At 58.9% G+C, this 15,213-nt stretch carries 5 protein-coding genes and 4 pseudogenes; 4 read left to right on the forward strand and 5 right to left on the reverse strand.

Translation table 11 applies throughout. The annotated features are described in order from the left end of the window. Positions 1-319 precede the first annotated feature (319 nt). Positions 320-8,092: a CHC2 zinc finger domain-containing protein gene (locus C0Z16_RS03580; RefSeq protein ID WP_102630835.1), complete on the forward strand. Its 7,773-nt coding sequence runs from the start codon at positions 320-322 to the stop codon at positions 8,090-8,092. 130 nt (positions 8,093-8,222) lie between these two features. After that, positions 8,223-8,423, forward strand: a pseudogene (locus C0Z16_RS38560) (IS3 family transposase); the annotation flags it as partial. Between the two features lie 512 nt (positions 8,424-8,935). Here the strand turns inward: C0Z16_RS38560 and C0Z16_RS03590 are convergent. The 5 genes and pseudogenes from C0Z16_RS03590 to C0Z16_RS03610 all read right to left on the reverse strand — a co-directional run bounded on the left by C0Z16_RS03590 (position 8,936) and on the right by C0Z16_RS03610 (position 13,623). After that, the gene (locus C0Z16_RS03590) at positions 8,936-9,670 is read right to left on the reverse strand and encodes a uracil-DNA glycosylase family protein (protein ID WP_102630837.1); all 735 of its coding nucleotides are present in this window, start codon (positions 9,668-9,670) and stop codon (positions 8,936-8,938) included. Between the two features lie 832 nt (positions 9,671-10,502). Next, positions 10,503-10,826, reverse strand: a complete 324-nt coding sequence (locus C0Z16_RS37305) for a hypothetical protein (RefSeq protein WP_146014270.1) — start codon at positions 10,824-10,826, stop codon at positions 10,503-10,505. Between the two features lie 164 nt (positions 10,827-10,990). Then, the gene (locus tag C0Z16_RS03600; protein WP_244201146.1) at positions 10,991-11,449 is read right to left on the reverse strand and encodes a hypothetical protein; all 459 of its coding nucleotides are present in this window, start codon (positions 11,447-11,449) and stop codon (positions 10,991-10,993) included. A 192-nt stretch (positions 11,450-11,641) separates the two neighbouring features. Then, the gene (locus tag C0Z16_RS03605) at positions 11,642-12,220 is read right to left on the reverse strand and encodes an FAD-dependent oxidoreductase (RefSeq protein ID WP_102630840.1); all 579 of its coding nucleotides are present in this window, start codon (positions 12,218-12,220) and stop codon (positions 11,642-11,644) included. Positions 12,221-12,679: 459 nt separating this feature from the next. Then, positions 12,680-13,623, reverse strand: a pseudogene (locus C0Z16_RS03610) (LysR family transcriptional regulator). Between the two features lie 107 nt (positions 13,624-13,730). Between C0Z16_RS03610 and C0Z16_RS03615 the strand changes: the two are divergent. Next, a pseudogene (locus C0Z16_RS03615) lies at positions 13,731-13,952 on the forward strand (aldehyde dehydrogenase family protein); the annotation flags it as partial. A 50-nt stretch (positions 13,953-14,002) separates the two neighbouring features. After that, positions 14,003-15,138 (forward strand): annotated as a pseudogene (gene pdxR / locus C0Z16_RS03620) (MocR-like pyridoxine biosynthesis transcription factor PdxR); the annotation flags it as partial. Positions 15,139-15,213 lie beyond the last annotated feature (75 nt).

Consider the following 15,213-nt stretch of genomic DNA (forward strand, 5'->3'; position numbering starts at 1 on the left):
ATGGTTGGTTCGAAGCTCAGGTAGCTGGGGCCGTTGTCGCGACGGAAGTCCACGACGGTCGTGAAGTCCGGCGCAAGACGCCCCATCGGCCGCATCAGTTGGATATTGCGCTGGCATTCACGTTCGAGGTGTAGGCGGGACGGAACATGAGTTTGACGGCATTGCAAACCCGATGCGTACATAAGCTGATATAGAATTTGGTCCTGACGTTAGATCTAGTCTCGCAAGTGGACGTTCAATCGTGAGATCGCGATTGCGCCGCCGACATGTATGGCATGCGGGTTGAAGCCATCTATGGAAAAAAAGAACAGGAAATTGGATGGACTGGTACGACCTTGATGAGGTGCTCGCGGCGGCGGACGTGCCGGAGGTTGCTCGCCGCCTTGGGATGGAAGTGGAGAAGCGCGGGGCGAATCTGGTCGCTCTCTGTCCTTTTCACGAGGACACACGGCCATCACTCGTGTTGTACCCGCGAGAAGCTGGACGACATTCGCATTACCACTGTTTCTCGTGCCATGAACACGGCTACGCTGTCGACCTCGTCAAGAAAGTGCAGGGCCTTGAGTTCAGGCCAGCCGTGGAGTGGCTGGCCCGCAGCGTGGGCGTTACGCCGAGGCCAGGTCTCGTTGGGCGCGGTGTTACGAGGCAAGCGCCGCGCGAAGATGCACTTACTTTTGCACAGCGGGTCTTCGAGGAAAGGCACGACGAGTCTGAATTCGTCGAATGGTGTGCCGCGAGACACTTCGACCGCGATTTCGCGTACGACTTCGGTCTGCGTTGCTTGCCAGCTGGATCCTCTCTCGTGCGCGCCCTGAGGGGCGAAACTTTCGGTCGCCGCCAGGAACTGATTGACGGCTTGCTCTCCGTCGGGTTGCTGCTGCGGTTACGGCCTGAAAGGAAAATTGATCTCCAGACATCGCTGGATCTCAGTGAGGAGTTCCGAGACTATTTTCACGACGGGCGCGTATTAATCCCTATCCGCGCTGACCGAAACAGGTTGGTCGGCTTTGCTGGACGCTACCGGCCAAGCCCGGTGCCCGGCGGCAGCGCGTCGAGCAATGTCGCTGCCAAATATCTGCTGACGCCAGGATTTCGGAAAGCCGAAGTCCTGTTTAACGCCGACCTCGCCAGAGCAGCGCTGCACACCTTGGTCAAAGCCGGCGAATCCAGGCCGATGCTGTATGTGGTCGAAGGATTTCTGGACGCCGTGCGGCTGCAATCACTCGGACTACCTGTTGTCGCTGTAATGGGTTCGAGTCTGAGTGAGAGCCAGCGCAAAGGCCTTATTGATCTGGTTGATGGAGTCAACCTTCCCGAGGACACGCATCTCAGCTTACGCCTCTTCTTTGATCGCGATGCAGCTGGCTTCGATGGCGCGAATCGGGCAGTCCGGCAACTTATTGGCCACTCCGGTGTGGAGACGATGTGGGTTGGTTTCGCCGCCGGCGATCACACCGCGAGCGGGAAGGACCCGGACGAAATCCTGGCTTTGGCTGATCAATTCAGCGCGGAAGCCATACTCAAGCAACATTCCCTGCCGGCCGTCGGTATTCTGCTAGCTGCGAGCCTGGGATACAAAGATGCGACACCGCTGGTCAGCGATGAGCTGTGGCGCGCGATCTCCCACTATCCCCGAGAGAGAGCGTTGCTGCAAGCCGCCCGTGCGTTGCGCGCCTTGAGCGGAGGCGCTGCCAACTGGGAACAGCGGCTCGAAGGATTGGCGGAGCCTCGTCCACAATGGGCTGAAGCACTTCTACCGCTCCTGCGGCCCCATTTGAAGAACGCCTCCGGGCAGGTCGCGGCCACGGTGCCGGCAGTTCTGTTAAATCAAGAGGCACGTCTGAACCACGCGCGGATGCTAGCTGAACACGGCTCCCGGCGTGGCGAATTGCCCTGCGATGACGAGAGTTGGCGCGTCCTAGATCGCAACGCACAGATATTCAACTTGCTGGCCCTCGATCGCCTGCAGCAGCAAACCTGGCGTCCTGCGGCTGCATGCGATGCGGTCCATTTGCCGCGCAAGTTGTCCAGTGACGAAACGATGCTAGGAGATCCGAGGCGAAAGGTCATGCCTCATCCAGCGGACCTCCATCTACAGCAGTTCCTCATGAACGAGCTGCTCACCGAGCGGCACGATTTTGCGCACGAAGGACCGCGTGCCTTTTCTGATTGCATACCCGCTGTACGGTGGTACGGAACGGAGAAGGAGATTCGCGTAACCGGTTATTTCAGTGCGCGCGAGTTCGATCCTGCGATAGACGAGGATGGGCGTGGTCCCCACGACGAGGCAACCCTAAGTTTCGCCTATCAGGTTGACATGGACGTGCTGGAAGGGCGTCACAAGCCTACCGACCAGGGCATGTTCAGGCCGTACATTGAGTGCTGGCGGGACTATATGGGCTCACTTGACCGGCAGGCCAAGGCCATTGGTGAGCACGTGCATGTGCTGCGACTCGATGCGAAGCGATACTACGACGAGATCCAACGCTATGTTGTACGCGATCGGCTGTTGGCGTCGATTGAGCAGGCCCTTACCGTCAGTGGCGCGGAGGACTTTGCAGATATTCTGCAACTGCCGCATCCCGATGCGGGAGTGACAGCAGAACGTCTGGTCGATCTGCTATGCGGTAGCCTTTTCGAACATGATTATCGAGATCCCGATGACGGTGGCGAACGCCATAGTGCACACGTCAAGGGCATTCCTCAAGGTCCTGTCATTTCGGCGTGGATTGGGACAATCGCGATGTTCCCGCTCGACGCAGCGGCTCGGGCGTTCATGCGACAGCCCAGTCAGCGTAACCCGAATGATGTGGATAGGCCGCGAGTCGGATACGCGCGATATGTAGACGACATTGTCTTGCTCGCCGACTCTGAGGCACGACTCAACGCGCTGCGCGAGGCCGTGCAGAACGCGGCGTCGCGTCTGGACCTGACACTTGTACGGAAGGGCGATGCTGTAGCACCCGGCACTCCACAAGACGTCATGCAGCAACTTAACAGTGGCCGCATATTGGCGCCGTCTGTGCCAGCGTGGGAGCCGCCGATGATTGGCGACGGTGAAACCGGCTGGGGCATGAACGGAGACGATAGCAGTGCCATTGATCGTCAAAGCGCCTTGCATCTGTTGCGACATCCCAGTCTTCTGGATGACCCTTCAACCGTTCACCAAAAGGTGCATGAAGCCATGCAGGCGCCGGACTTGCGGCCGGGCGACCTCGGCAAGTGCGCTCGAGCGCTTTGGTGGCAAGTGGCCGCGCAAGCGGCCGAACGTTCCGAGCCGGTCACTCCTGAGACGTGGCCAAGACTTTGGCACGTCTTTCGCCAGTGGTGGGAAGAAGTGTGCACCGGGCACGCATGGGCGGCTCTTTATGGACGTGAGGGCTATGACGTTTTGTTTGCGGTAGAGGGGCTCGACATGTTGATGGACTGGAGTCCATCCATGCAACAAGGACGTACCAAGGAATGGATAAAGCAGCATGGCAGATCCCTTGACTCTCTTGCCGCAGCCATTTTGCAAAAAGAGGACCTTCTACAGGGAGTGCCGCTGAAGCGAAATCGCGCGCACATCCAGAGTCGCGTCAGGAAGGTGCAGTGGAAGGCGTTGCAGCGCGTGCCTGCTGCCAAAGCTCCATTGCACGTGGAATCGCAGCGGTCGGTGGCCCCGACGTTGACCCACTGGCTCTGCCTGGCAGCGATGCTCCTGAATCGCTATGACACCAACCGTGACGGACAGTCTCATCCTCTGGACCAGTTGCCGAGCCGGTTCCAGCCGAACGACAGCGTCGGTCCAGATGCAATCAAGACGGCTTGCGCGTATATTCAGGCGCCCGCAATTGGCGGTGAACTCGTCGTTGAACGCGTTGACGCCGATGCCAGCAAGATTGCGCTGCAATTTCTGGTAGCCAACACGGCGGGGCCGCCGCGTCACAGCCGGTGGGAAATTCTCAGGAGATACAGCGACCTGGTCGGCAATGGAATTATCCAGTCGCGCAGCATCTTTGTCTTGCCGCCGGTCCCCGTAGTCGATGCGGGCATGCTGGCCTACGTGGAAGGCGACGACGGCTCGAGTGTAAAGCTTTATGCATTCGAATCCAGTCGTGACGCGCGGTTGCCTTCGCACTTCGCGGGCGCAACCATGGCCGACGTCGGCCCGCAAGGCGTGCCTCCTCTCACCTTCAATTGGAAGGAGCCACAAGAACTGGCACATGGCCTGCAACGTTTTGGTGGTGACCAGAGTCTCCGAATTGCCTTCAACTCTTTAGAGCCGGCAAATCGCGCGCGCTTTGCGGCAGACCTGTTTGAGACGCTGCATGTCATCCAGCAAGCAGACGCAGACGAGGGCAAAGAGTGGGTCGTCATCATGGCGCACGTTGCTCACGAGCCCGTCTCGGGTAGCGTCAAGGAAGTCGGCGCCTGCAAGTGGTATCTGGTTTCTGTCCCGTTAGAAAGCGCGAACCTCGGTGTCAGCGCCTGGGTGCGGGACGGACGCGGTGGATTGCGTAGCGTCAGCGTACCGGGCGGGGAATACACCAGATTGTGGCGTCTCGGGTGTGCGGTAAGCGACGCACTGGGGATGGCGTTTGATCTGCCGGACGATGAGACCTCGGCTGAGGCGGACGAGACCGCATTAGCGCATCCGAATCAAATCCAAGACTATGTGCTGCGCCAGCAACTGAGCAAGTTGCGCGGCACATTAATCGCGGACGCGCAGGTTCAGCGCGAGGGTCCGGATGGACTGCCAAGAACGGTAAGGCGCTCATTGGAGATCCTTCGTCGTTTTGATCCGGCGCATGATCCGGCGGCGCAGGTAAAACTAGTGCTTTATACGGAGGCCGAGACACACGGCATGGCCATGCGTCTGCGGCACAAGGGCGCGAGTGACCTGCGAGATCGCTTGCATTTGCTTCCCGCACTCGTCCTTCAACGCCTGCCGCTGAGCGTGCTGGAGTGGTTGCCATTGCCGCATGATTATAGAGGCGAGCCGCTGCGGACTGACCTTGCGTTGATACTCGCATTGGCCAAACTGATTGGTGCTGACCATGCCGGGAATTCCGGCGAGCAATCGAACCACGGAGGGGACTTCGGGTCTGCGCATGCCTTGCACATAGGCCTTTCGCTGGCCGCCACTGGATCGGCATTGCGTGGTCTCGTCGCGACTGCGTGGGGTGCAGCGCGGCATCGGGATCCTGCGCCGTTGTCTGCGAGTTTACCGATACCGCCAGGCTGGAACTCTCCCGACGCGGGGCGGCAGGATCCCCAGCTTGACTACGAGACCGCGTGCAAGTTTCTGCGCGATGACAATTGGGCGGGGGCAAAGGAAGCGACGCCATGGCAATGGATGCTGGCGCTACTGGGAATTCTCGCCAGCGTTGCCCCGCAAGTGCTAGATGGATCCAGCGAAAATCCGCTGCACGTCCTATATGAGCAATTGCGGCTATGGCAGTCGGCGCCCGGTGAAAGTATCGAAAACCAGCAGTGGGCGTGGCCGTATGACGATCTGCCGACCTACAACGTTGTCGATTGGAATTCGCTCATGACAGCTCTGCCGTTGGCAACCGCGTACGTTGACCGGCATTTGGGCCTGGTCGTCCGACAGATCGAGGCCCCAGCTTATCGGCGTCATCGTGACGACACCGCATTTACCGATGCCGACAGTCAGCAATGGATCCTTGCGAAGTTGCAGTATTCCGGACTCGGGTCCAACGGCAGTGTAGCTCGCGTGCAGCGAGGTCGTAGTCGGCTGGCGACATGGACTGAGGTTCGTCGGCGCTCAGACAACGAGCTCTTGTCGGTTCACACGCTGGACGACAAGCTGGGGCGATGGTGGTCCGTCGAGTCCGCCGCTGAGCAAGATGACGCGACATTGGCGACGCGAACAACGGAGCCATTGACGGCGAAAACGGACGTACGTTTTGACGTTGCCCCTACGGCTCCAGCCGAATTTCCCGAAAACAGGGCAGATGCCGTCGCTGCGCAACCCGCTCAAGCGGAATCGACGGCTGCTGAAAGCGCTTCGGAGGAGCCAGCTACACCTGAGCCCGCCGATGACGAACGTTCTATCGCTGAACCGACCGTCGAACCCGACACTGCTGACCCCGGCACTGCTGAACCTGGTGTAGCTGGGCTTTCTACCGCCGAATCCACAACGTCCGCACCAGTTATCACGACGGTACCCGGGGCCGAGCCAGCTGGCGCGGAAAGCATGGGTGCAGGGATTACCCCGGAAGCGCCCGAGGCTTCCCTAGCGCCGGTTGGCGGGACGCGGAACGCGACTTTGGAAACGGACGCGACTCGCCGCACGGCTCGAGAGTGTCAACACGCATCATGGTCGATGCGTGGCGAAGCCAAGTCTGAGTCACATATGCGTGTCGCTTTGCTGCAATGGCGGATTGAGGAAAGTTATAGCCATCCGATCGCCGAAGTCGGGCTAGCCGGAATGGGTATGCCAGCACTCGAACGCAATGACTTGCTCAAGGAGTTGGATGGCGATGGCACTCTTGCGCGGGCGCATGGAGCCGCCGCGCGCGCAAAAGAACACGGCTGGCCAGAGGGAGATGCCGCATCCGTCCCGAGTTGGCCCGAACATCGGCGGCGCCGCTTCCTTAAGCGCGCTCTTGAGGCGTGTCACGATCTTAAGGTGGAGTTGCTGGTGCTTCCCGAAGTGTCGGTGCGCCGGGAAACGATAGAGTGGCTTGAAGACGAGTTGCGCCGACATCCTAACATCGCCGTGCTTGCGGGGACTTACCGTCATTTCGGTCGCTCGATCCCTGATCGTCTCGATTCGAAAGAGGGTATCACCGACATTCATCCACTAATGGCGCCGCTCACATTGCTGTGGCGACCAGACCAGGCGCTCGCGAAAACTTTTTTTGGGGAGGAGAGCGCACATCGGACTTTGCGGTTCGTGCGGGGCAAGAAATACCGTGCAGTAGCAGCCAACGAACTTTTCCGCCCGGACTGGCGTGCGTTACAGCCACTTTTTGGAATTGATCAGCTGCTTGACCAGCTTGGCAACATACCGAACGAGCGCATCCGACCGGTCGTAAGGGCTGTTGCGGAAAAGATGCCGTCGCTTCGCTACTGCATGGAGCTCGTCTGCTCTGAACTATTTTTGCTTACTAGTCCAGCGAATCGAGGTCCGTTGCGGAAAGAAGCGGCTGCCATGCTCAACCGCTTTCCTGATTCGGCCGCAGGAGACGCCCGTAACATGGTTGACGGCGACATCATAAGTTTGGGCAACTTTTTGTCGGTGGATCAGGCCCATGGTGTTAGCCGCCGCACTATCCTGTTGGTGCCCGCCGCAACGTCCCGAAGCAATGACTATTGGCACGCCGGACAGGCTAGCGTCCTTGCGTCGGGAACGGCTACCGTTTTCTGCAACGCTTCGATATCCGCTATCTCATGCGGGGGAAGCTGCTTTATCGGAATCGATTCGGCTACGAAGCAGCATGGTGCCTCTGCGGGGCTTATCGAAACGCTGACGCCCTATCACGGTTGGCGCAAAGGAATTCTCTCGGCCAAGGCCGACGGTGCGCTTTCGGAGGATGACCAGGCGATGGTTGTCGTCGACCTCGACCCGGTCCATGTGGTGAGCGGTCGACCACGACCGCAATTATTGCCCGAGCCGATGGTGCTGGTGGCCTACTTACCGGTCGTCGAACTCCTTGATCCGGACGCAAACAAAAGGAATATGCACAGCGCTCTGGAGAAGGATTCGGCGTCGCATTTCAAGAATTCTAGCAGGGACGAAGATATTCAGAATGCGTTGGGAAAGGTCGGTACGACGCCGAAGCAGCGGAAACCGTCCGGCTCGCTATGGCGCGCCTTTGGCGAACTAGTCAAAGCTTCGAAGCCGAGCCTGGACGTGTCCCGGCTGGATACTTTCGCCAAGCATTTCGCGGACGACAAAGCTATGCGGGAGCGGTTGACGGCATGGGAGAGGGACAGGGAGCAGCAACCGCACGCGAAAAACGGGCCGCTGGGCCTGGAGCCGGCTTGGTTGGACTTTCTCGAGGTTGATCTCACGCTTCAGAACGACGAGGAGCTTCCAACCATTAAGGTGCCGCCTTGGCTGTCGGACGGTCTCTCTTGAAGCGGTCGTCCTGGCGAAACCTGACGATTAGGGTTTGTCGTCTCTCGACGTCGATGATTGCAATGCCCAGAGTTTGCACCTCCCAGCCCAGAGGTGCGGACTCCCCGTTGCGTAGGCGCCGCGTTGACCAGTCTTCGTCCCCGAGAAATTCGTGCGGTGTCTGATGAAGCAGAAGCGTCCGGCCGTTGCCACTACGATGCGACGTCGCTACGGCTCCTATCTGGGCGAGATCAGCCCCGCGCGTAAAGACACCATCAACGGCGACTTCCTGACGGCAGCCCCGAATGAGCAGTGGCTCACTGACATCACCGAGTCGCAGATTCCGGCTGGTATGGACGAAATACTTCATGCGCGTTACTCCGAGACTCTGACGGGAATGGCTCCGTCTTTCCTGGATCTCAGGGAAGCGAAAGACGCGATGACGAGAATCCATCCCCCAGCACGACAGCCAGCGACACTTCAATCCAGGGCGGCGACGTCGCGCCGGAATTTGTGACCATGTCCGGTGCGAAAATGAGTTCGAACGGATCCACCACTACCTCGCACGAGTCATGAAGCAGAGTGTACGGATAAAGCTTGTTCAGAGACGACAAGCACAGTGGCGTGGGGCCCGCAAGCCTGCAGCCGGAACGAAGGTATATGCGGAAGATGACTATAGGTCACGACTCGCCGCCATTTACTCTCAGCACAAAGAGTTGTTCAAGCGACTAGAAGACGCGTAAGCAGGAGAAGGCCACATGTGGGTCCGCTCCTGCCTTCCGGCTCGTCAACACACCGCCAGTACTCCGGACGACCGTGCAGAAGAGCATCGATTTCCAAGGGTCACGTTGAGACAAAGGCAGCCTATACCGAAGCATTCTGCATCGGTAGTCGCTCAGCAAACACCTTCGAAGCGGTGTCGATAATCTCCTGGTAGTACTCTTTGATTGGTCTTGGGGCGTGACGATCCCACGCATCTGGATGGAAAGTCCTGAAACACTCGATGCCATTCGACCGGAAGTGCCAAAGAGCCTTTGGCTCAACCTTCACAGCCCGACGCTTCGGAAGCACAGCTTTCAAGGCGCGATCGTACTTGTGGCCACAACCGAAGATGATTAGGTCTGGCTTAAGCAGTTCAATTTCAAACTGGACGGCCGCCACCGAGAAGTTAAACAAATGAGCGGAATGCCCGATCGAGGTCCGCGAGTAGCCGCGCCTCGGGCGATGCCAGTCCATCTTCATTAGATTGTTCCAGCAGACGGCCGCTCGATCGCCTCCAGCGAACGCATCAGCGAACCGCTTCCACTGCCTCAAGAACTCACTATTGCCGGTGCCACGGGCGTGTTGATCCTCGTAGCGAGTTTTCGCGATGTCAATCCCATCCGGACGTTCGTAAAAGGCCCCCAGCTTGTCACACCAACCGTTGGTTTCTTTCCCGATGAACATTACGCGGATGTGCGTGTCGAGGTAAGCCTGGGATACGCTAAGGAGAAACGGCGCCGACAGCTCGCGAAAATATGGAATAAAGCCGGGCTCGGCCGCGGTAAGCGCCTCTGCATAGTAAGAATCCAAGACCGCTTGAACGTCGTGTTTGAGCATGGTTCCACCGGCATGCTATGCCTTGGCGGCGGCCCAGCCCATCGCGTTTAGCTCTAGCGTCGGCGGCAATTGTGACATAAGTAGATCAGATGTCAGTTGAAGGCGCGAGTGTCCGCTTCGGCTTTCCACGACGGTCTCTTCCAGGTCGCAAAGACTTGTTCACTCATGGCGCTACCTGACATTCGAGGCTACGATGGCGCGAACGGCGGCAAAACGCGCATGAGTTGCCTCACAGTGGCCGACATGCCAACGTCGGCTATGGCCGAGAACCAGCCTTGCCAAGACGCCTGCTCATATGTCTGTGTCAGGTTTGGGATCTACCTACCGTTGTCCTGCAAGGTCGTTAGCTGCTGCGCCGCGCGCGCGTACACCGTCCGCAAGTCGTCGATGCCCTTGCATGCCGCTCACTCCCTTCCGCGGTGTGATCGAGAAGGACGGCACATGGTAGTCGGCTGCGCAAATGCACACGGTCGGCGAGGTCCGCAAAGTGAGGCGCCTGCTCCGGGTGTTCGCCAGCGAAGACGGTCTATCGATTTATCCCCGCCTCATCGCCTGCATCAGAAACGGCGTTCGGCCAGTGTCGAACGTCATGCGCAGACGGGGGAAGGCATTCCAAAAGCGCTGGAGGAGGTTGGGGCATGGAGTCGGCGACATCGGCTGGCGTGTCGAGTCGAACCTCGCCCAAGAGAAGAAGCTTTTCAGTTGCTTTTCCAACTCGTTGGGAAGACGTTTTTGCATAGCCGATGTGGCTGCCCCAAGCAAGCGTGAGAGTTCATATGTGAATGCACCGATTGCTATCGGTCCGGGAAAAAACACTTTGCTTTTTTCTGTTTCATCCCATGTGTCGACGAGACCCGTAATCCAAGCCGACGCGATTATTTCGACATCCAGGGCCTGACTCAATCAACGCCACGAGCATGTCGCGAAGTATCCACGGAGCAGCGTCGCTCAACTGCTTTTGTGGGCCTCGGAGTATTCTCAGCACGCTGGCCAATTCAGCGCGACCAATACTGACAGGCAGTGCAGACTGAAGCTTAACGATCAGTCCGTCGCGCGCCGGAATATGCGTATGCGTCGCCCGACCGACGAGCGAAGCGAGCAGTTGACGCTTACACTTTTCGTCGAGACCTGAAAGACCGTCAATCGCTTTGGTCATAGTCGGAGCTTTCCGCGACGAGTGTTCAACGACGTTAACGCTCCGCCTCGCGGGCGTCTGAACGTCGTGAGCGTGGCTTCGCGCTGCCGGAGATCACCGCTCAAACATTTGGAATGTCGCAGGTTGAACTCATACGCCTGCAACTTAGTGCAGCGGCGCGAGAGTTATTCCTTCACTACGATAGGCGAGCGTTCCGTTCCGGCGAGAAACTCCCTGAGTTGCTCTTCAGCGTGATGTACCGCATGCAGTGGTGCGCGGGCAAGTTGCGCGTCATACAGAGCTATCAGTTGTTCGAAGTCACCGACGACGTCTGGCGTCAGGCGCCACTCGCCGGTCTCATGCGCGTGCGCCAGCGTCATCTCCACAGCACACTCGGCGATCTTGAAGTGCGCGGCGGGATGCCTTCCGTAGCCCGCGCGTTGCAAAAAATAAGCAAGATAGACGGCGCGCATCAGTTCGTTGATCAGGTGACTATTGGCGCAGCACTCACGACATGCGACCAGCGCCAGATGCAGCCGCATGGACTGTTCGTTAGCGGACGCACGATCCATCGGTAATAGCAGCGCCTTTGTCAGCGGCCGGCGCGACCGGCCGGTCCAAGACGGTTTTCGTTTGGCGGACATCTACTGAAGCAGGGTGGTGTGGAGGTTAGCCCGATTATAGCGAAGCTGTTTGCCGGATAAATTTCGATGGTCGCTCCAGGGGCTTATTCGTCGAGGTATTGGAAAGCGAGTGTGTCCGCAAAAAGCCGCGATAACACAGTTTCCTCGGCGTCAACAGGTCACAGACGAGTGATGCCTTGGTTCGGGAGCGCATCAGCACTCCGTCAATGCCAGTGCCTTCTGATACATGATGCTCGAGACCACAGCTATCTTGCGGAACGGCTCCGGAGGAAGCCACGTCGGTTTTTCCATTGCAAGGACGTCATGAAGGTCTTGCGATTGTTTGCCGACAACAAGTTCACCCAAAAGCTTGCCGAAGACGGTACCTTTCAGCGCGCCGGCTCCGTTGCAACCAACCGATACGAACAGGCCTGGACGTAGTTCCCCAAAGTAAGATGCGCCGTTACGGGTGAGGGCGGTGACACCACCCCATACGTATTGAAACTTGTGAGACGCAAGCTGGGGGTATCGACGTGCGAAGTTGTCACTCAAAAGGCGCTCAATCGAGTCGTCCTTGAGTTCGCGTTCATACGAAAACGCCGAACGAACAAGGAATCGACCGTCCTGCGTACGGCGAATCGTAGAGCCAAGTCTGCTCGCAGGAATTAGGCCCCATTCAGGGGAGTCGCCCAGGAAGGCGAGTTGAGCAGATGAGAGAGGCTCCGTCATCGTATTCGGAGCGACCTTTCGAAGCGACTCTCCCTTGAGCGTGATGCGGTGATGCCGCTGCATGAGTCGGTCGAGCTTCGCGCGGTTATGTGGAGTTTCCCTCTGGGCGCTGTTTGGGCGCGGGGTTGGGGCAGGCGCTCGTCAGCAGTTCGCCGCGCCGCAACCCGCCCGTATACAGCAGCACAATGGGCCTCGCAGGCGGGGTCGAGATGTTTCCTCTTCGACGAGCGGGCAACAACCGCGAGGTCGCGTGAGCCGTCGTGAATCTCGCCGGTGATGATGCCGGGCATATCACCGGACACAGCGTTGTCAAAGATGGCGGAGAAGTGCAGACATAGACGCTTCGCGAAGCGCTGACGTATTGTCGGCGCTGGTCTGTCGATGGCCGAACCTTCGCCTATGCTGTTGTGGGCGGGTCAGTCGACGCGCGTTCCGAAAAAGTTGTGCAGGCGGCCGTCCTCCGCCAAATTTTAGCCTCCTCCAGAGAATTAATGAACGCCGTTGCCGTTGTCGTTGGCGCCGCTATTGGACTGAAAAGCCCCCAGCAAACGTTTCGCGAAGATACTTGACGAACAGTGCGACGGCACGCGGCACGTCAGTCGCGTAGGGTCGTACGACATAGAGCTGTTCGGCGAAGGCCCCAACGGGGCGCCAATCTGGCAAAAGGACGACTAGTTTGCCTGCTCGAATGGCCGTCTCGGCGGTAAAGTCAGGGAGAAGTGCGATGCCCATATCATCAAGCGCGGCGTCTCGCAAAGCCTCGCTGTTGTTGGCTGAAAACTGCCCGTTTACCGTGACCGTGACTGGTCCGGCATCTGATTTGCGTGCCGTCTTGCGATCAAATGACCAGATTCCTGCACCTAGCGCACGGGGGTAAAACAGGCAACTGTGAGACGCCAGGTCCGCGGGGGATTCTGGAAGGCCTCGCCGCTTGACGTAAGCACGCGTTGCAACGATCACAGAGCGTGTCTCGCACAGTTTCCAGGCGACATGTGTTTCCGGTACCTGTGCGCTATGCCTGATTGCGAGATCGAATTCTTCAATGGCAATCGAACTGAGTCGGTCGGACACTTCGAGTTGCAGGCGGACTTGAGGATTCGCCCGCAGAAAGTCCGACACTTTCGGCACTAGTTGCTGTCGGGCAAATGCCACAGGCGCTGTCCCCCGGATCGATCCGCGTGCCACGCCGGCCATTTCCCGGACCGTCGCGAAGCTGGTCGCGATGTGTTCGTACTCTCCCCGTATGTTTTCAACGAGCCGCTGTCCGGCTTCGGTGAAGCGCACGCTACGCGTAGTTCGCTGTACCAGTGAAACGCCCGCGACCCGTTCCAGCTCCGCGATGCGCTGGCTCATCGCCGCCTTGCTAACCCGAGGCGAGCCGCGGCGGCAGTATAGCTTCCTTGTTCCGCAAGCACAGTCAGCCAGTGCAAATGCATCCAGAGGCCCTCGACCTTTTCGATATCCATGAGTGTATTGTTCGCTATTCAAAACAGTCATTTCAATCTTAGCGCCTTTGCGGGATCGATGGTTTTTCATACGCTGCTTCACCGAAATCAAAACTAGAGGAGTCGACATGCAAGCGTTTAATGATACGACCGATGTGGCCCATTTCATTCCCGGTGAAGTAGTCCGTGGTTCGGGGCAGCGAACCCAGCCCATCTTCAATCCTGCGACGGGCGAGCGTCCGCGTCAGTTGTTGTTGGGCGAGGTTGCCGATGTCGGCACGGCGGTCGCAAGTGCGAAGGCCGCATTTCCAAAGTGGAGCAACACGCCTCCGATCCGCCGTGCCCGCGTGTGTTGTTGAACGGTGCGGGTGCATCCAGGTACGACACATCGAGAGGGCCGTACAGGCCGCTTTCGCCGGTACCGTTCGCCATCTCCGTCCCTGTCGGTCTTACCGCGCCGGCCGATATCTGGCGCCGGCTTGGCAACGCTTGCGCGCAAAAGGTGCTGGTGCACCAGCGGGTTACACCGATCCGCTTGGTGCACTGCCGCTGCGCGAAGCGATCGCCGCCTACGTGCGCAAATCTAGGTCCGTACACTGCGAACCGAGGCAGGTCATCGTGACGAGCGGAACGCAGCAGGGACTTTTTCTTTCCAGTCAGGTCTTGCTGGGCCCGGACGATCACGTCTGGGTGGAAAATCCGGCCTATCGTGGCTTGACGGCCGTTCTGGAGAGCACTGGTCATCGCGATTCGATGGTTCGCGTACCGGTCGATTCGGAGGGCATCGATGTTCAGGCGGGGATCCGAATGGCGCCTCACGCGCGTGGTGCATTCGTCACGCCGTCACGTCAGTATCCGTTGGGCATGCCGATGAGCATGAGCCGACGCAACGCGTTGCTGGCCTGGGCGCGAGGCAACAATGGATGGGTCGTCGAAGACGATTACGACAGCGAACTCCGGTACGAAGGTTACCCGTTTCCCTCGCTCCAGGGGCTCGATCCGGAGCGAGTGATTTATCTCGGTACGTTCAGCAAGGTCCTGTTTCCATCGTTGCGATTGGGTTATGTCATTGCTCCCGACGATCTCGTCGACGCCTTCTGCGGTGCCCGCATATTGATGGACCGTCATCCGCCGAACGCCGACCAGCACGTCCTGGCCGCGTCTATGGCTGACGGGCATCTCGAACGCCATATCCGCCGGGTGCGCAATGTCTACGCCGATCACCGCGCGCTCCTCATTGAGGCGCTCACCGCGATGCTTCCACGGGACGTTGCATGGATAGAGCCGGGCGATCAAGGCATGCACCTCGTCCTGTGGCTGGCCCAGAGCATCGATGATCGACTAGTCGTTGATCTGGCCGCCAAGGCGGGCGTCTCTGTGCGCCCCGTATCGACGACGTTCGCGCCGGGAACTGGCTGCCCGGGCCTTGTTCTCGGTTTCGGGGGCTATAGTCGCGAGCAAATGAAGACGGCTGCCGAGCGACTTGCCGCAGTCGTCAATAAGCTCGCCAGGTCTCGCGCTGCCAGACGGGCGTGAGGCAGCCCGACAAAGTTCAGCGTGGAATGCGGGCGGTGTGGTTTTGAGCGGCCCATTCGACTTCGCGATGCACGT

This window comes from Paraburkholderia rhynchosiae (assembly GCF_002879865.1).
GTDB classification, from domain to species: Bacteria; Pseudomonadota; Gammaproteobacteria; order Burkholderiales; family Burkholderiaceae; genus Paraburkholderia; species Paraburkholderia rhynchosiae.